Source organism: Neptuniibacter sp. QD37_6 (assembly GCF_047778085.1).
Classification (GTDB): Bacteria; Pseudomonadota; Gammaproteobacteria; order Pseudomonadales; family Balneatricaceae; genus Neptuniibacter.
The window spans coordinates 2,430,282-2,445,584 of the sequence record NZ_CP180550.1; the positions used below are offsets into that span (position 1 = coordinate 2,430,282).

Here is a 15,303-nt window from a genome sequence, read left to right on the forward strand (position 1 = left end):
CAGTTTAAAGTTTTAGCAATAATACGGGTAATACTTATATTTTAAGATCAGTACAGCGTGGCATAAATAATTCATATTAAAAAGACTGAATTACCACGGAAAGGGATAGGTTTGAAAATAGAGAGGAAAGGAGAAATTTTGTAATCACTACCGAAATACAGCAGCAGACTCTGCCATATTTCGATAGAAAAGGCTCAATGTTAGATTATTGAGCTAGAAGCACTTCAACCGCTTCTTTTAGAGCCGCTTCATCACAGTCAGTGCAAGTACCACCTTTTGGCATAGCACCTTTACCCTGAATAACGGTCTGAACCATTGCATCGATACCGGCTGCACTGCGCTTATCCCACTCTGCCTTATCACCTGGTTTTGGCGCGTTACCAACACCTGCCACATGACAACCTTTGCAATGCTTATCGTAAACAGCTTGACCATCAGCCTGAGCGCCGAAAGAAACAGCTACCAACAAGCCACAAGCGATACCCTGAACTAACTTACCCATAAATCCACCTCACTGAATTTTTAATTTTCATTCAACAGTAAATTCGTTAAAAAATCCTTGATCCAGCGCATAAAGACTAAAAGGTCTGTTCAATTTTTTATTACTTTCATCCTGTAGGTGAATTTTGGCGCTAAAACATTTTATGGTAGCGTTGAGCCAGTACAGGGATAAAGTGAGCTATTTCCGACTAACGCTAAGCACTACATATAAATGTCAAAGAAGTAGTCCCTTTTTAGGCAGAGAGCTAACGCTCAAGCACCCTAAACAACTTCACGTTTAATGGGTATAGACATACACCTTGCATCCAAAAAATAATATATTAAAACTAAATTTCGCCCGATTTCATCGAATATTCCGAAGTAAAGCACCTATAAAAACTGTTCAAAACAGATTTATTCTAAGCAAATATACTCCAAACCAAATCAGAACATTGGAGTGTAGTCATGAAAGCCATTTTGAAATACCCATTAGAACTCTCTGACAAAACCCAAACTCTGACCCTAAAAGAAGGCTTTAAACCCGTTCGATTTGAGTATGTAATTTCGGATCAATCACTTTGCTTATGGGTCGAAGAACCACTGCTCAGCTCCATTCCGTCACAACGTTTTAATTTCAAAGTAAAAAGAACGGGCGAGCCGGTAAATGATCAGTTCTCTTATCTTTTAACCGCTCTGGATTCTTTTGGTCCAGAGGCTTATCACCTATTCATTGTAGAAGAAAAAGCAACTGAATCCAGACAGACACCGACTGTGCTAAACACAGTCCAACATTCAATTGCCTCTTAAGCACTTCCCCTTTTGATGAGGGTTATACTTATTTATCATCTCTGAGTTCACGACCAAGGGTGAAACCGATTTATGAGTAAGTATAACCTTCGTCATCTTTATTTCTTTTGGCTGGTCGCCAAGGAAGGTTCGATTGCCAAAGCCAGTGAGATTGCAGATTTAACGCCGCAAACGATCAGCAGCCAGATTTCTTCTCTCGAAGAGTCCATTGGCGGTCTTCTATTCACGCGAAAAGGCCGGAATTTGCTGATTACTCCTTTAGGAAAGCAAGTCGCTCGATACGCCGATCAAATGTTTAACATTGCAGAGGAGTTAGATCGTTTTCTGGAGGAGAAACCACAAAATCGCCCGATTAACTTAAATGTTGGCATCTCATCATCGATCCATAAACTCATCGCCTATCACCTGATCGAACCTGTTTTTGAGATTGATCAAGAAGTGACGCTGAATAGTACAACCGGAATCCCCTCTCAACTGCTAACACTGTTAAGCCAGAAGAAAATCGATCTGTTGCTGACTGATGAACTCCCTGAATACAATTCAGATTCCAATCTGTTCATCTATAAACTCGATTCATCGACCGTATCATTGTTTGCAGAGCCCCAAAAAGCAGCCGAGCTACGCGAGAACTTCCCCATCAGTATGGATAAACAGACCTTCTTATCCAATGCAATTAATGCCCCTTGGTTTGCCCAACTGATACAGTGGTTTGAGGAACATCAAATAAGGCCATATGTAAAAGCTCAAATTGATGACAGTGCGTTAATAAAAGTCTTCGGGTCTAAAGGGCATGGGGTCTTTGCTGCTCCAACAGTCATAGCTGAAGAAGTCTGCCGCCAATACGGCGTTGAGTGTATTGCAGAAATTACCGAGGTAACTGATGACCTATACGGAATTACGCGCAGAAGCAGCTCAAGCAATCCAACGATCAATGCAATATGTAAACGAAACAAATCACTTCAAATCTGAGATTTTAATATACATATAACCTATTGATTCTCTGCACAAAAAAGCGGCTCATATAGAGCCGCTTTTTTAGAATCTAACTACTTGATTATGCACTTAGCTCAAGTAGTAGTTTGTTCAAACGCGCAACGTAGCTGGCTGGGTCATCTAGTTGTGCACCAGCGGCTAGGCCTGCTTGATCGAATAGAACAGAAGCTAGATCACCAAAGCGGTCTTCGTCTGCTTCTTTATCTAGTTTTTCGATCAGTGGGTGCTCAGGGTTTACCTCAAATGTTGGCTTAGTGTCTGGCACTGCCTGACCTGCTGCTTCCATAATCTGGCGCATCTGAAGACCCATATCCTGCTCACCAAGAACAAGACATGCTGGAGAATCAGTTAGACGGTTGGTGATGCGAACATCAGCAACTTTTTCACCTAGGCTAGTTTTCAAACGATCAACTAGGCCTTCTAGCTCTTTAGCTGCTTCTTCCTGCTCTTTCTTCTCTTCTTCTGTTGCTGTCTCTTCTAGGTCTAGCTGACCTTTAGTGACGTCTTGGAAGGTTTTCTCATCGTAGTTTTGAAGCTGGCTCATCATCCAGTCATCAATACGATCAGTCATCAGCAGTACTTCGATACCTTTCTTGCGGAAGATCTCCAAGTGCGGGCTGTTTTTCGCCGTGTTGTAGTTATCCGCAACAACGTAATAGATCTTGTCCTGACCTTCCTGCATACGCTCGATATATTGATCCAGAGATACATTCTGCTCTTCGCTGTCAGCATGAGTAGAAGAGAAACGCATCAACTTAAGGATCTTCTCACGGTTACCGTAGTCTTCCGCAGGACCTTCTTTTAGAACCTGACCAAACTCTTTCCAGAACGCAGCGTATTTTTCTTCATTGTTCTTACCCAGTTTGATTAGCATATCCAGTACACGCTTAGTTAGTGCACTGCGAAGCTTATCAACGTTAGCATCTTTCTGAAGAATCTCGCGAGATACGTTTAGGGATAGATCTTTAGTGTCGATAACACCTTTCATGAATCGTAGGTATAGAGGCAAGAACTCGTCCGCCTGATCCATGATAAATACACGTTGTACGTATAGCTTAAGGCCTTTTGGCGCTTCACGATTCCACAGATCGTAAGGTGCACGCTCTGGCACGAACAATAGGCTGGTGTATTCCATGTTACCTTCAACGCGGTTGTGCGCCCAAGTTAATGGATTGCCAAAATCGTGAGAGATGTGCTTGTAGAACTCTTGATACTCTTCTTCAGAGATCTCTGATTTGTTGCGTGTCCACAGCGCTGTTGCACTGTTTACTGTTTCATCTTCTGGCTCTTCAGCAGCGGCTTCTTTCTCTTCACCCTCTTCACCGAAGTTAGGCATCGCCTCTTTCTGCATGATTACAGGGATAGAGATATGGTCAGAGTACTTACGTACCAAACCACGCAGTGCGAAACCGTCCGCAAAACTCTCTTCACCCTCTTTTAGGTGAAGTACGATGCTAGTACCGCGGCCCGCTTTTTCGACTTCACCAATAGTGAATTCGCCTTCACCTTCAGAGACCCAGTGAACGCCCTGCTCTGTAGGCAAGCCAGCTTTACGCGTGAAAACTTCTACTTTGTCAGCAACGATGAAAGAGGAGTAGAAACCAACACCGAACTGACCAATCAACTGGCTATCTTTGTTTTGATCGCCCGTTAACTGAGATAGGAATTGTGCTGTACCCGATTTAGCGATCGTACCTAGGTGTTCGATCACATCATCGCGGCTCATACCAATACCATTGTCCGCGATAGTTAGGGTCTTAGCTTCTTTATCAAAGCTGATGTTGATCTTTAGATCGCCATCGTTTTCATAAAGCGCGCCATTTGAAAGCGCTTCGAAACGCAATTTTTCTGCAGCGTCAGATGCGTTAGAGATTAGCTCACGCAGAAAAATATCTTTATTTGAATACAAGGAGTGAATCATCAAATGAAGCAGTTGCTTCACTTCAGTCTGGAAACCGTGAGTTTCTGTACGCGTTTCAGTAGTCATCAACACTTATCCAATATGTCTGTTATTTCTAAAACTACAGCGCTGCCCTAATGCAACAAAACTGTAGTGGAGAACTTGCTGAACCTTAGCAAGCTCTCCGCCAATAACTGGAATATTGGGACGTGCTAGACCTTTTCAAGCGTAAAGGGAGAGGTTTTTAACTTTTATTCTCCTGCACTCATCATCAATGTTTTGAGAGTAGACGATTTGAATTCACGTCGATAGAGCACGAATACAACGCCGGCCGTCAGCCCCATAAAGATCCATGGATTGATAAACCAACCCAAGATCGCCAAACAGAAATAGTAGGTACGCAAACCAAGGTTAAAACTGTTCGCGGCCATTGAGGTCATTTTAGCAATACGATTAGAGTGCGCATCCGCCTGCTGCTGAGAGATGTGCTCTTCGGGCGCAGGGGCACCACCAATCATGATTGAAACAAATCCATACTGACGCAGACTCCAGGTAAATTTGAAGAAGGCGTAAACAAACAACGTAATCAAAAGAAGGATTTTCAATTCCCATTCTGCACGCGTCGCGTGGAAGGTAAATGGGATATCCGCCACCACATCAATCGCTTGTTGAGTAGAGCCTAGTATGGTCATCAGACCGGCAAGTATCAGCATGGTGGTGGATGCAAAGAAGGATACGCTACGCTCTAGATTCGCAATCGCCGTTGTATCGGCAATTCGCACATCTCGGGTAAGCATGCGTGTCATCCACTCTTTTCGATACATATGTAAAACACTGGCAAGGCAAGGCGTTTCATAACTGCGTTTACGTGCGTAATACATATAGCCTTTGAAGCAGATCAAAAACCATATTAATGCCAGAAGGTTAAGCCAGTTATCCATTACAAACTGGGAGATAGATGACATCTATTCGATCCTGAGTAGAAAATTAATCGTGCAATCTGAAACAACTCATTGTAAAACAAGTCACAATCAAAGGAACCCATAAATCCTTGGAAACAAGAAATCGATGTATATAGATATTGAAGCCCTCTTCTGGATCACCTTAATCATCTTTGCGATGTATCACTGGTGGCAGTCACAAAAGATTAAAGAGGTCGCACTTAGATATACCCGTAGGCAGTGTAAGGAACTTGAGTTACAGCTTCTTGATGACAATATTAACTTGAGAGGTTTTTGGCTTAAACGCGATGCTAAGGGACAGATCAGGATCTGGCGCTCATATAATTTCGAGTTTTCCTCAACAGGCGAAGAACGTTATAGCGGAAGGGTCGTAATTTTAGGCAAGGCAATCACCGACTTTCAGCTTGATCCCCATCGTATGCAGTAACCCCGATCAGCTCCACAGCCCTAGTATTAACATCCATATTACTAGGGCTTTTAATACATACCTTTATATGTACTAGCTCAGACCTGATCTGACAGTTACCCGTTCTTTCCAGTGCTACTGTCAGATTAGATTTGGGCTAAATTCTTTTCAGCCCAAATCTGTTTTCCATCAAGCAATGTTTCCAGTGGCGTTCTGCCACAGCACATTTTCCCCTGATGAGTTCGTTCATTGTTGTAATAATCCAGCCATTCGTCCAGATCTTTTTGCAGTTCTTCCAGTGAAGCATAGAGCTTTTTACGGAACGTAACCTGATAAAACTCGTTCAATATCGTTTTATGGAAGCGCTCACAGATACCGTTAGTCTGTGGGTGTCTCGCTTTGGTTTTCGTGTGATCAATATCGTTGATGGCGAGATATAGCTGGTAATCGTGCTGCTCAACCTTGCCACAGTATTCCGTGCCTCGATCAGTCAGGATACGCAGCATAGGCAGCTCCTGAGCCTCAAAGAATGGTAATACACGATCATTCAATACATCGGCTGAGGTAATTGGGGTTTTCGTCGTGTAGAGCTTAGCGAACGCTACCTTGCTGTACGTATCAACAAAGGTTTGCTGATATATCCTGCCAACCCCTTTTAGATTACCCACGTAGAACGTGTCCTGAGAACCCAGATAGCCAGGATGATGCGTTTCTATTTCACCGCAGGCTTCGTCATCTTGTTTCTTCTTCTCAAGCGCAGCCACTTGGTCATCCGTCAGAATGATACCTTCACTCGCAACCTTTGCTTCCAGAGCCGAAAGGCGCTTTTTAAAGTTTTCTAAGTTATGACGTAGCCAGATGGAACGAACACCACTGCCCGATACAAACACGCCAGCTTTACGCAGTTCGTTACTGGTTCGGGCTTGGCCATGAGCGGGGAAAGCTATCGCGTGTTCAATGACAGCGTTCTCAATCTGCTCATCTACACGGTTTTTGACATTGGGCGTTCTGCGAGATCGGTTGATCAGTGAATCAACACCGCCTTCCTCAACAAGTTCCTGATAGCGATAAAACGTATCACGGGAGACACCCATTACTTTGCAGGCTTTTGAGACGTTTCCAAGTTCTTCCGCAAGGTTGAGTAAGCCTGCTTTGTGTTTAATGATGGGATTGCTAGTATGCAACATGAGAGTTACCTTTGTTTTGATTTAAGATTTCAGCACCTTTATCAAAACGGGTAACTCTCTCTTTCTCAAGAAGATATGTCAGATTAGGTAGAGACTAATTCACTTTATAAACTAGGGTTGTATAACCCTTCTATCATATAGGTTGATTCAGCCTCATCGGACATCATTTCTCCCGCCGCAGTTGGGTTCATTTCAAACTGCCTATTTATGGAATCCATATCTGTCATCATTTTGGGAGTATAGCTTCCAGACGGGTTAAGAAAATCACTGATAAAGACTTCACTTTGAGCGACTTCATTCATCTCTCTCTCGGGCAGAGCATAAGCCCATAGCAGGGTTCTTGCTTGCGGATTAAGCAAATTATGAATCATTGCATCTTGCTGCGTGTGGGCTGAAGCGACACTAGGGATTAATAAAGAAAGTGCTAGAGTGGTTCCGAGTAAAAGTTTCATAATCAATACTCCGACGCAAATTACGCGCGCTTTATATCGACTTCGTTCCTTCTCCTATTCCATTACATCCAAGGGCATTAGTTGCACTTATATGGCAAGCTCAAGGAAGATTGCAGGAAGACCTACCAACTTCTTTTCCTGAGCGCTTTTATAAATATACGATTTACCGCTTAAATTGGACCATAAAGAGCGGAAATAATTCACACTGAGTAAATTTCAGGCATAAAAAAAGCAAGGCCTTAGCCTTGCTTCTTTTCAAACTGAATATCAGCTAAGGATTAAACCTTAACGATGTTCTCAGCTTGTGGACCTTTCTGGCCTTGAGTTACAGTGAACTCAACTTTCTGACCTTCAGTCAAAGTTTTGAAGCCGTCGCCTTGGATCGCAGAGAAGTGAGCGAAAACGTCTGGGCCGTTTTCCTGCTCGATGAAACCAAAACCTTTTTCTTCGTTAAACCATTTAACTGTACCAGTAGTAGACATATCTATAGTCCTATATCTTTCAGAGTAATTTTTGCCCTTTTACAGGCGGATTGTGCTGGAAGTGCTGTGATTACTTATGAAAAACAGGACGAGGTACTGATAGAACTTCGAAATGGTGTACATAAATATACGGCTTACTTTCAAGCGATCTTCATTCTATAGAGCTATCTATGGAAAGGTCAACGATTTTTTTCCCTTAAATTCAATCATTTCAATCTAATTATAGAGATATGAATGAATCGTAATAATTGAGTCGCTTTTACCCCTCTTTACTTAGCGAAGAGGGGTAAATTTGGGTTGTAGCACTAATTCTTAAAGGCGGGTTGTTAACAAGCTCTGGATCATTACGAGTTGAGCATCCTTCCCCATTCCTTTCTGCTTGATATCAGCTTTAACTATGTCGCTTTTCAAATACGGCGTATTCAAATCAGCGATCATAATTTTTGATTGATCAACTACCGAACTTCCTTCCGCATTAGCCTGATGCTGGACATCAGCAGTGCGCGCTGCAGGGCTGTGAAGATAATTGATCATTTCCTCTTGTTGATCTGCAAAACCTTGTGCTGCAGGAATTAGAAGTACAGCCAATAACATACTTTTATTTAACGTTTTCATAACACACCTTCTTCTTTGGATTTGATTCAACATAAATGCATATACATGCTTTTATGTTAAAAAATTATTTAAATTTTCTTTTGTATCCAGCCACCAAGACTGATTTTCTAAACGCTGAAGCCACTCATGTAGATTGCTGTAGTCCTCGATAGGGATCTCAGCCTCTCGCCAGAACATCAATGTAGAGGCAACAGAAATGTCAGCGATGCTAATATCATCTGAAATCAGAAAATCCTGCCAAGATAATTGCTGATCTAAAATTGCTGCATATTTTTTAAAAGAGTTATCCAGTGCAGCTAACCTTTCTTCATCTGACGCTAAGCCCCAAAAAGGCCGCATCACACGATGATGTGCAAAACCGCTACTGGCAGCACTCCACTCAGACGCTTGCCAATTCAGCCAACGCATCACTTCAACCTCCTCTAGGAAGTTTTTCGCCGACAGCGGCGAGTTATATGCCTTGGCCAAATAAAACAAAATTGCATTAGATTCCCACAGTACTTTGTCCTGATCCTTTAAGACGGGAATCGTGCCATTCGGGTTTAGACTCAAAAACTCTGCCCTCTTTTGCTCACCTTTATTCAAGGTGATCAGTGTTAATTCAGGTTCAATCTGTAATTCAGCCAAAATCAAGCTGACCTTGATTGCGTTACAAGTTAAAGGGTAAGTAAAAAGCTCCACAATTATCACCATGCATATACATGTATTCATGTGTAAAAATTAGTCCAATTTCACAACGGTATCACTCAAAGAAATCAGCTGCTCACTTAACTCTGGCCCTAATTCCTTATAGATTTTCTGCTGCGCTTTAAACCATTGCTCTCTTGCCTCAAGAAATTTAGCTTTTCCCTCGGGCGTTAAACTCAGGTTTTTCTGACGTCTATCCGTCACGCTAGGTATAGATGAGAGGTAACCCTCTCTGAGCAATGGTTTTAAATTTCTAGTTAAGGTTGTCTGGTCCAAAACTAAAATACTCTGTAGCTTTTTATTTGTAGCTACATCTAGTTCATGAACAACATATAAGATACTGAACTGCCCACCCGTTAAACCTGCCTCAGCTAAATACTGATCATAGATTCGGTTTAGAACCCTGACGGCCTTCCTTAAACTGAAGTTAAGGCACGGGAGCTTTTCTAGTCGCATTATGTCGTTTTGAATATCCATGGGATTAATTATATATGCATATACATGATAATCAACCTCTATTACAAAAATAGTTTTAAGAGGAGCAAGTCAGGCAGATCCCTCCCGCCCATTCTGGAGGAGCTTCAGCATAACGCTCAAAAGCTGAATTATCCTGCATCGGATTTTTCAGTAAGGCCATTAGATCATTAACTAAAGTAAAGTCACCATCCGTCGCAGATCGAATCGCTTCTTCGGCCATATAGTTACGTAGAATGAATTGAGGATTAACCGAGCGCATTTGCGCTTTTCGAATCGGTTGGCTCGCTGGCTCATTTTCCAAACGCTGTTCGTACTTCAATAGCCAAGGCGTTAAAGCTGATGGATAACTGATCAGCTTCATCAAATCAGCAATCGATTCATCACTACCGTCAAAATTAGAGAGAGTTCGGAAGAATCGATTCATATCGACATTTTGTTGCGCAAATAGCTGCAACAATTCTCGCACAAGCTCACTATCACCCTGCTCATCTGCCTGTAAACCTAAACGACGTCTAAATTCAGTTAGCTCTGCTTTTTTATATCGCTCGGGATAGCTATCTAATAGCGCGATCACATCATTCTTATCAATCAATGTTAATAAAGCCTGACCGAGGCAGGACAAATTCCACTGCACAATTTCAGGCTGGCGGTCAAAAGCGTAGCGGCCTTTATGATCATTGTGATTACTCACGAGCTTCGGCTTATAGGTATCCAAAAAGCTGAACGGCCCATAATCGAAAGCTTCTCCTAGCAACGACATATTATCTGTATTTAAGACAGCATGAACAAAACCATAAGCTTGCCATTTAGCGACTAATTCAGCGCTGCGCTGAATAACCTCTTCGTACATCGCCTGATAAGGCTGATCAGCCTCTTTAAACTGCGGGTAAAAACGCTCTAAACAGTAATCTGCTAAAACTTTTAACTCATCATGCTGCCGGGAGTAATAGAGATATTCAAAGTGACCAAAGCGGATATGACATTGAGTCACACGTAAAAGAGCTGCACAAGATTCCATCATGCCATCACGCATCACTTTCTCTTGACTGCCAACCAACGCCAACGCGCGAGTGGTTGGAATACCAAGACCAGACATAGCTTCACTGATCAGATACTCACGGATACTGGAACGCAGTACCGCTCGGCCGTCACCAAAACGAGAGAACGCTGTTTTACCTGAGCCTTTAAGATGAAGATCCCATCGTTCCTCTTTACTGTTTACGACTTCTCCAAGTAATAGGCCGCGACCATCGCCCAATTCAGGGTTATAAACCCCAAACTGATGACCCGTATATTTCATGGCGAGAGGCTGACTGCCTGGTAATAATGCTTGACCACTGAAATATTTAGCCAGATCCGCAGACTGGACACTGTTAGCATCCAAATCCAGCAAAGTCGCAACATCAGGGTTAAATGCAATTAAAAAGGGATCATTTAATGGAGTTGGTTCTATCTGTTGATAAAACAGATTTGGCAACCGCAAGTAGCTGTTATCAAAGTTGAGGTTTTCAAGCGAAGCCATAATGATAGTATCCCTTTACTCTTGGTGTAGACTTCCTATTACCCTAGCATTTTACTCAGGTACTATCATCCCCTCTCTTATAAGGTTATTTTCACTGCTATGACTAACACCTCAAACAGCCCGAGTTACCAAGAGAAGATCTGGCAGATCGTTGCTATGATCCCAGCAGGACAAGTAGCTACCTACGGTCAGGTTGCAGAACTGGCGGGGTTATCAAATATGGCTCGTGCAGTGGGCAGAACACTAAGCCAATTACCTAAAGATACACAATTGCCTTGGCATAGAGTTATTAATGCTCAAGGCAAGATATCTTTCCCACAAGATAGTGAAGCTTACAGCCGTCAAAGAGAACGATTAGAAAATGAAGGAATTAGCCTGATCAAAGGTAAGATCAGGCTGAAGGATTATCGCTGGCAACCTTAAAAATGCAGTACCGCTATTTTTAATGGGTGTTGTCCGTCAGCAGACGGAAAATCAATTTCAGGTTGTAGCAACTCATAATCCACAACAGGCTGTCCTGCTTTATTTGCACAACGCTTAACCAGATCTAACCACTCATCCATCTCTACTTTGGCAACATTGTTAGTACACACCAAGGTTCCACCTGGTTTCGTCGATAATATGGATGGTTTTAAAACGCTTTGATAATCACGAATCAGATCTACCGTGCCAAAAGGGCTTTTCGCCCAACGTGGTGGATCTAGATAAACCAGATCAAATTGTTGTTCATCCAGCTTAAAGTACTGACGAGGCTTCTGCCCCCTCTTAACACGCTGCTTGATTGGGATGCCTGCAAACTGTTTTGCTGCGGTAAAGAAGTCACTTTGAATAAACTCAATACGATCTTCAGAGAGCTGATTAAGCTCGGCGTTTTCTCTACCTACATCTAGATTCCGCTCGGCAAAGTCAACATTTACCACTTGTGATGCTCCTGCAGACGCCGCACAAACACCCACACCGCAGGTATAGGAAAACAAGTTTAGGACAGATTTATCTTTTGCATTTTCTTGAACGTAACGACGGCCTACACGCATGTCTAGAAACAACAGAGGATCTTGCCCCGCATGCTTGCCCCTAACGCGGTAATTAATACCCAGTTCCTGACCAACGAGTTCTAGCCCTCGTTTATTGTGTTCATCTTCACGACGTGAGTTACGTGCGCTACGATCGTTATATACCACCTCTTCTATGTTAAATAGAGACGCGTAATGATCACTGATCAGGTCAACTTGATCCGTCGATAAAGCTTCATGAAAAGTTTGAATTAAAAGCTGCGGACCATAACGATCAATGGTTAATCCGGATACTCCCTCATTCGTACCATGAAGTAAACGATAACAAGTAGTACTCTCCTCTTGCAGTTGTATCAGAAGTTCGGCTCGATGTTTATCGGCGTTCTTCATTAGAGAGGTTAGATCAGACATGAGGAGATTCCTAAATAATGTAGGTGGCGATTGTACTCTGTACCACCCACTAAGGCGACCTAATCAATCCCTTCACTGGCTCAAAAGAATAGCCTTTCAGCTTTTCAATAAACCAATTCACCCCTTTACCCTGTTTTCCTTTATGCCAGGCAAGATGCACGGGGGTGTTTTCGCGATAATCCGCCAGCGAAAGCAACTCAAGATCACCGCTAGCTACCTGGGTTTGGATCAAATGCATCGGCAGATAACCCACACCCAGACCACTGATCTGAGCGGCTACCTTTTTATCCATACTGGGAACGGTAATTCGACTCTGCCCATCCAGCAAACCGGTTGATCGGACAGGCAAGTTTCGTGAGCTATCTGCCACCACAACCGTTGGATAGGCATTGATCTGTTCAAGGGCGATTGGCTGTGCAAGCTCAGTTAGGGGGTGACCTTTATTCACCGCAAACTCAAACACCACATCCCCCAGATGATGAACCTGAAATTCAGTCGAAGGGGCCTGACCAGGGGCACCAATGACAAAGTCACAGCGCCTTGAATTAAGAGCATCCCAACTCCCGCCTAATACCTCTTCTAAAATATTAACCTTAACTCTGGGTTGTAATTCCTGAAACTCGGCCATCAATTCATAGACGGGGTCGCAATTGATCAGACTGTCTATGCAGATTGTTATCTCTACCTCCCAACCCTGCACCGATTGTTTCGCCAGTGCCGTCAGCTCTTCGGTTGCGATCAAAATCTGGCGCCCCTGCTCCAGAATCAACCGTCCTACGGAGGTCAGTTCAGCTTTACGTTTAGAGCGATCAAAGAGTTCGACCTGCAACTCTTCTTCTAGCTTATTCACGGTATAGGAGATTGCAGAAGGCACACGATAAAGCTCTTCAGCCGCAGCGGCGAAACTCTTCCTTCTGTCGATCGCATCCATAACCCTCAGCGCATCGAGTGTAATCGGCGAATACATAGTTCAAATAATTTGATCTTTTAGATCAAAATTCTCCGTTATTTTTATCAATAACACCTGTTTATCATGGATCCATCAATCAAACCAAGTGATTAAACAAATACTTTTGAGGAATAAACGATGAACAATGCACTGATCAAAAACCTACTAGATAGCAAAGCGGGCTTATCAACACTGGCGCTACGCATACCTGCGGGCATTATCTTTATGGCTCACGGCGCACAAAAATTATTCGGCGCTTTTGGCGGATACGGTCTCGAAGGAACCGGTCAATGGATGGCATCTATTGGTCTGGAGCCCGGCTACCTGATGGCACTCATGGCGGGTAGCGCTGAGTTCTTTGGCGGCCTGGCACTTCTGATTGGCTTATTGATCCGCCCAGCCGCTGCAGTACTGGCGATCACTATGCTGGTTGCTATCTTTACCGTCCACTTCAGCAATGGCCTGTTTATGAGCAATAACGGCTACGAATTCGGCTTAGCTCTTCTGGCCGTATCCGTATCACTGCTTTTTAGCGGCGCAGGTCGACTGTCGGTCGATGCAATCATTCGTAAACAACTTGCATAAATTCGCCAAAACTTAATAGAGGGTGCCCCACCCTCTTAAACGACCGTGGCTCCATTATGATTACTAAAAGAAAACACCATGAGCGTGGCTTAGCTGAATATAGCTGGCTGAAATCACAACATACATTTTCCTTTGCTCACTACTACGATCCCAAACATATGGGTGTTTCAGCACTCCGTGTGATTAACGACGACATCGTTAGCCCTGGCGCTGGGTTTGAGACACACCCGCATCGTAATATGGAGATCATCAGCTATGTGTTGGATGGCAAGATAGAACACAAAGACACAATGGGATACCACACTGTTCTCAACGCAGGTGATGTTCAGGTCATGAGTGCAGGTACCGGAATTTTGCACAGTGAATACAACCCTTCAGACAGTGCAGACCTGAACTTTCTGCAGATTTGGATTCGCCCCGACACAACAGAGACCGAACCGAGATACTTTGAAAAGAATTTTTCTGAAACAAAGGGAGTCACGCTGATCGTTTCACCCTCGGGAGAAGCTGACAGCCTTGCAGTTCGACAGGATGCTTATATTTATAAACTGAATAGCCATCATGAAACGCTGGATATTCCCCTAGCAACAAACAGGACCTATTACCTTCATTTCGCTAAAGGCGAAGGGGTGATCAACGGATTAAAGGCAGTAAAAGGCGATGGCTTCACACTCAATCAGGAAAGCCAGATTGACCTGAAAGAACTTCTGTCATTTGAAGCCCTGCTATTTGATCTGCCAAAAGAATGAGCCGGAGCCGGAGCCGGAGCAGGAACCGGCTCATTCTATTTTTCTGTTCGACACCAGCACTCTGCAAGGTGATCATCGACCATACCGACGGCTTGCATATAAGCATAGATAATGGTCGATCCGACAAATGACATACCCCGTTTCTTCAGATTTTTTGAAATCGAATCACTGATCTCAGTGGTCACAGGGACCTCTTCAAATTTTTGCCAGTGATTCACAATCTGCTTGTTATCGACATAGGCCCACAGATAACTTGAAAACGAGCCAAATTCTTTCTGTATTGCGCGGAAGGCTAGCGCATTTTTGCGCGCTGAATAGATCTTAAGTTTATTGCGGATGATCTCCGGATTTTCTCGCAGCGCTTCCAACTCTGCGTCAGTCATGTTCATAACTTTTTCGACATCAAAGTTATAAAAGGCTTTGCGATAGCCTTCTCTTTTGCGCAAAACAGTTTCCCAACTTAGGCCTGCCTGAGCACCTTCAAGCATCAACATTTCGAAGAGTTTTTGATCATCATATTCTGGAATACCCCATTCATTATCATGATAATCGGCATAAAATTCTTGCCCTGGTTTATTGCCAAAACAACGCTTCTTGCCATCTCTTTCCGATATTTTCATAAGGGC

19 protein-coding genes are annotated in these 15,303 nt (G+C 43.3%); 6 read left to right on the forward strand and 13 right to left on the reverse strand.

What is annotated here, in order from left to right:
• Positions 1 to 205: 205 nt before the first annotated feature.
• Positions 206 to 502: a c-type cytochrome gene (locus tag ACMXYO_RS11585; protein WP_415885265.1), complete on the reverse strand. Its 297-nt coding sequence runs from the start codon at positions 500 to 502 to the stop codon at positions 206 to 208.
• Positions 503 to 945: 443 nt separating this feature from the next.
• Between ACMXYO_RS11585 and ACMXYO_RS11590 the strand changes: the two genes are divergently transcribed.
• Together ACMXYO_RS11590 and ACMXYO_RS11595 are read left to right on the forward strand one after the other, a co-directional pair.
• Positions 946 to 1,287 carry a hypothetical protein gene (locus tag ACMXYO_RS11590; protein ID WP_415885266.1) on the forward strand — a complete coding sequence of 114 codons (342 nt, stop codon included), beginning with the start codon at positions 946 to 948 and terminating at the stop codon, positions 1,285 to 1,287.
• Positions 1,288 to 1,359: 72 nt separating this feature from the next.
• On the forward strand, positions 1,360 to 2,256 hold the full coding sequence (locus ACMXYO_RS11595; RefSeq protein WP_415885267.1) for a LysR family transcriptional regulator: 897 nt from the start codon (positions 1,360 to 1,362) through the stop codon (positions 2,254 to 2,256).
• 85 nt (positions 2,257 to 2,341) lie between these two features.
• On the opposite strand, the gene htpG is transcribed toward ACMXYO_RS11595, so the two are convergent.
• Together htpG and ACMXYO_RS11605 are read right to left on the reverse strand one after the other, a co-directional pair.
• The gene (gene htpG, locus ACMXYO_RS11600; protein WP_415885268.1) at positions 2,342 to 4,267 is read right to left on the reverse strand and encodes a molecular chaperone HtpG; all 1,926 of its coding nucleotides are present in this window, start codon (positions 4,265 to 4,267) and stop codon (positions 2,342 to 2,344) included.
• Between the two features lie 164 nt (positions 4,268 to 4,431).
• Complete coding sequence (locus ACMXYO_RS11605; RefSeq protein ID WP_415885269.1) at positions 4,432 to 5,145, reverse strand: DUF599 domain-containing protein; 714 nt, start codon at positions 5,143 to 5,145, stop codon at positions 4,432 to 4,434.
• Positions 5,146 to 5,248: 103 nt separating this feature from the next.
• Between ACMXYO_RS11605 and ACMXYO_RS11610 the strand changes: the two genes are divergently transcribed.
• Entirely contained in the window at positions 5,249 to 5,569 is a 321-nt protein-coding gene (locus tag ACMXYO_RS11610) for a DUF3301 domain-containing protein (protein ID WP_415883949.1), read from the forward strand.
• Between the two features lie 125 nt (positions 5,570 to 5,694).
• On the opposite strand, the gene ACMXYO_RS11615 is transcribed toward ACMXYO_RS11610, so the two are convergent.
• From ACMXYO_RS11615 to ACMXYO_RS11645, 7 genes are all read right to left on the reverse strand, one after another.
• Positions 5,695 to 6,735, reverse strand: a complete 1,041-nt coding sequence (locus tag ACMXYO_RS11615; RefSeq protein ID WP_415884719.1) for an IS481 family transposase — start codon at positions 6,733 to 6,735, stop codon at positions 5,695 to 5,697.
• 104 nt (positions 6,736 to 6,839) lie between these two features.
• Positions 6,840 to 7,187 (reverse strand): hypothetical protein, encoded by a 348-nt coding sequence (locus ACMXYO_RS11620; protein ID WP_415885270.1) that lies wholly within the window; start codon positions 7,185 to 7,187, stop codon positions 6,840 to 6,842.
• A 278-nt stretch (positions 7,188 to 7,465) separates the two neighbouring features.
• A complete protein-coding gene (locus ACMXYO_RS11625) occupies positions 7,466 to 7,669 on the reverse strand; it encodes a cold-shock protein (protein ID WP_415883947.1) in 204 nt (67 codons plus the stop codon).
• 312 nt (positions 7,670 to 7,981) lie between these two features.
• Positions 7,982 to 8,284 (reverse strand): hypothetical protein, encoded by a 303-nt coding sequence (locus ACMXYO_RS11630; protein ID WP_415885271.1) that lies wholly within the window; start codon positions 8,282 to 8,284, stop codon positions 7,982 to 7,984.
• Positions 8,285 to 8,335: 51 nt separating this feature from the next.
• Positions 8,336 to 8,965 (reverse strand): glutathione S-transferase family protein, encoded by a 630-nt coding sequence (locus ACMXYO_RS11635; RefSeq protein WP_415885272.1) that lies wholly within the window; start codon positions 8,963 to 8,965, stop codon positions 8,336 to 8,338.
• A gap of 39 nt (positions 8,966 to 9,004) precedes the next feature.
• Positions 9,005 to 9,448: a MarR family winged helix-turn-helix transcriptional regulator gene (locus tag ACMXYO_RS11640; protein ID WP_415885273.1), complete on the reverse strand. Its 444-nt coding sequence runs from the start codon at positions 9,446 to 9,448 to the stop codon at positions 9,005 to 9,007.
• A 55-nt stretch (positions 9,449 to 9,503) separates the two neighbouring features.
• On the reverse strand, positions 9,504 to 10,970 hold the full coding sequence (locus ACMXYO_RS11645; RefSeq protein ID WP_415885274.1) for a protein adenylyltransferase SelO: 1,467 nt from the start codon (positions 10,968 to 10,970) through the stop codon (positions 9,504 to 9,506).
• A gap of 99 nt (positions 10,971 to 11,069) precedes the next feature.
• Between ACMXYO_RS11645 and ACMXYO_RS11650 the strand changes: the two genes are divergently transcribed.
• Positions 11,070 to 11,393: an MGMT family protein gene (locus ACMXYO_RS11650; protein WP_415885275.1), complete on the forward strand. Its 324-nt coding sequence runs from the start codon at positions 11,070 to 11,072 to the stop codon at positions 11,391 to 11,393.
• Here ACMXYO_RS11650 and ACMXYO_RS11655 read toward each other — a convergent pair.
• Both ACMXYO_RS11655 and ACMXYO_RS11660 read right to left on the reverse strand, forming a co-directional pair.
• Complete coding sequence (locus ACMXYO_RS11655; RefSeq protein WP_415885276.1) at positions 11,390 to 12,394, reverse strand: class I SAM-dependent rRNA methyltransferase; 1,005 nt, start codon at positions 12,392 to 12,394, stop codon at positions 11,390 to 11,392. The genes ACMXYO_RS11650 and ACMXYO_RS11655 overlap by 4 nt on opposite strands.
• A 49-nt stretch (positions 12,395 to 12,443) precedes the next feature.
• Positions 12,444 to 13,325: a LysR family transcriptional regulator gene (locus tag ACMXYO_RS11660; RefSeq protein ID WP_415885277.1), complete on the reverse strand. Its 882-nt coding sequence runs from the start codon at positions 13,323 to 13,325 to the stop codon at positions 12,444 to 12,446.
• A gap of 156 nt (positions 13,326 to 13,481) precedes the next feature.
• On the opposite strand from ACMXYO_RS11660, the gene ACMXYO_RS11665 reads away from it, so the two are divergent.
• Positions 13,482 to 13,928: a DoxX family protein gene (locus tag ACMXYO_RS11665; protein WP_415885278.1), complete on the forward strand. Its 447-nt coding sequence runs from the start codon at positions 13,482 to 13,484 to the stop codon at positions 13,926 to 13,928.
• A gap of 56 nt (positions 13,929 to 13,984) precedes the next feature.
• Complete coding sequence (locus tag ACMXYO_RS11670; protein WP_415885279.1) at positions 13,985 to 14,677, forward strand: pirin family protein; 693 nt, start codon at positions 13,985 to 13,987, stop codon at positions 14,675 to 14,677.
• 35 nt (positions 14,678 to 14,712) lie between these two features.
• Here the strand turns inward: ACMXYO_RS11670 and ACMXYO_RS11675 are convergent, their stop codons facing one another.
• Positions 14,713 to 15,297: a DNA-3-methyladenine glycosylase I gene (locus ACMXYO_RS11675; RefSeq protein WP_415885280.1), complete on the reverse strand. Its 585-nt coding sequence runs from the start codon at positions 15,295 to 15,297 to the stop codon at positions 14,713 to 14,715.
• Positions 15,298 to 15,303: the final 6 nt, after the last annotated feature.

Coding starts and splice junctions, on each gene's coding strand:
- ACMXYO_RS11630 (WP_415885271.1), bottom strand. CDS start 8,284: ATGAAAACGTTAAATAAAAGTATGTTATTGGCTGTACTTCTAATTCCT.
- ACMXYO_RS11660 (WP_415885277.1), bottom strand. CDS start 13,325: ATGGATGCGATCGACAGAAGGAAGAGTTTCGCCGCTGCGGCTGAAGAG.
- ACMXYO_RS11650 (WP_415885275.1), top strand. CDS start 11,070: ATGACTAACACCTCAAACAGCCCGAGTTACCAAGAGAAGATCTGGCAG.
- ACMXYO_RS11670 (WP_415885279.1), top strand. CDS start 13,985: ATGATTACTAAAAGAAAACACCATGAGCGTGGCTTAGCTGAATATAGC.
- ACMXYO_RS11620 (WP_415885270.1), bottom strand. CDS start 7,187: ATGAAACTTTTACTCGGAACCACTCTAGCACTTTCTTTATTAATCCCT.
- ACMXYO_RS11640 (WP_415885273.1), bottom strand. CDS start 9,448: ATGGATATTCAAAACGACATAATGCGACTAGAAAAGCTCCCGTGCCTT.
- ACMXYO_RS11590 (WP_415885266.1), top strand. CDS start 946: ATGAAAGCCATTTTGAAATACCCATTAGAACTCTCTGACAAAACCCAA.
- ACMXYO_RS11675 (WP_415885280.1), bottom strand. CDS start 15,297: ATGAAAATATCGGAAAGAGATGGCAAGAAGCGTTGTTTTGGCAATAAA.
- htpG (WP_415885268.1), bottom strand. CDS start 4,267: ATGACTACTGAAACGCGTACAGAAACTCACGGTTTCCAGACTGAAGTG.
- ACMXYO_RS11615 (WP_415884719.1), bottom strand. CDS start 6,735: ATGTTGCATACTAGCAATCCCATCATTAAACACAAAGCAGGCTTACTC.
- ACMXYO_RS11605 (WP_415885269.1), bottom strand. CDS start 5,145: ATGTCATCTATCTCCCAGTTTGTAATGGATAACTGGCTTAACCTTCTG.
- ACMXYO_RS11625 (WP_415883947.1), bottom strand. CDS start 7,669: ATGTCTACTACTGGTACAGTTAAATGGTTTAACGAAGAAAAAGGTTTT.
- ACMXYO_RS11665 (WP_415885278.1), top strand. CDS start 13,482: ATGAACAATGCACTGATCAAAAACCTACTAGATAGCAAAGCGGGCTTA.
- ACMXYO_RS11655 (WP_415885276.1), bottom strand. CDS start 12,394: ATGTCTGATCTAACCTCTCTAATGAAGAACGCCGATAAACATCGAGCC.
- ACMXYO_RS11595 (WP_415885267.1), top strand. CDS start 1,360: ATGAGTAAGTATAACCTTCGTCATCTTTATTTCTTTTGGCTGGTCGCC.
- ACMXYO_RS11585 (WP_415885265.1), bottom strand. CDS start 502: ATGGGTAAGTTAGTTCAGGGTATCGCTTGTGGCTTGTTGGTAGCTGTT.
- ACMXYO_RS11610 (WP_415883949.1), top strand. CDS start 5,249: ATGTATATAGATATTGAAGCCCTCTTCTGGATCACCTTAATCATCTTT.
- ACMXYO_RS11645 (WP_415885274.1), bottom strand. CDS start 10,970: ATGGCTTCGCTTGAAAACCTCAACTTTGATAACAGCTACTTGCGGTTG.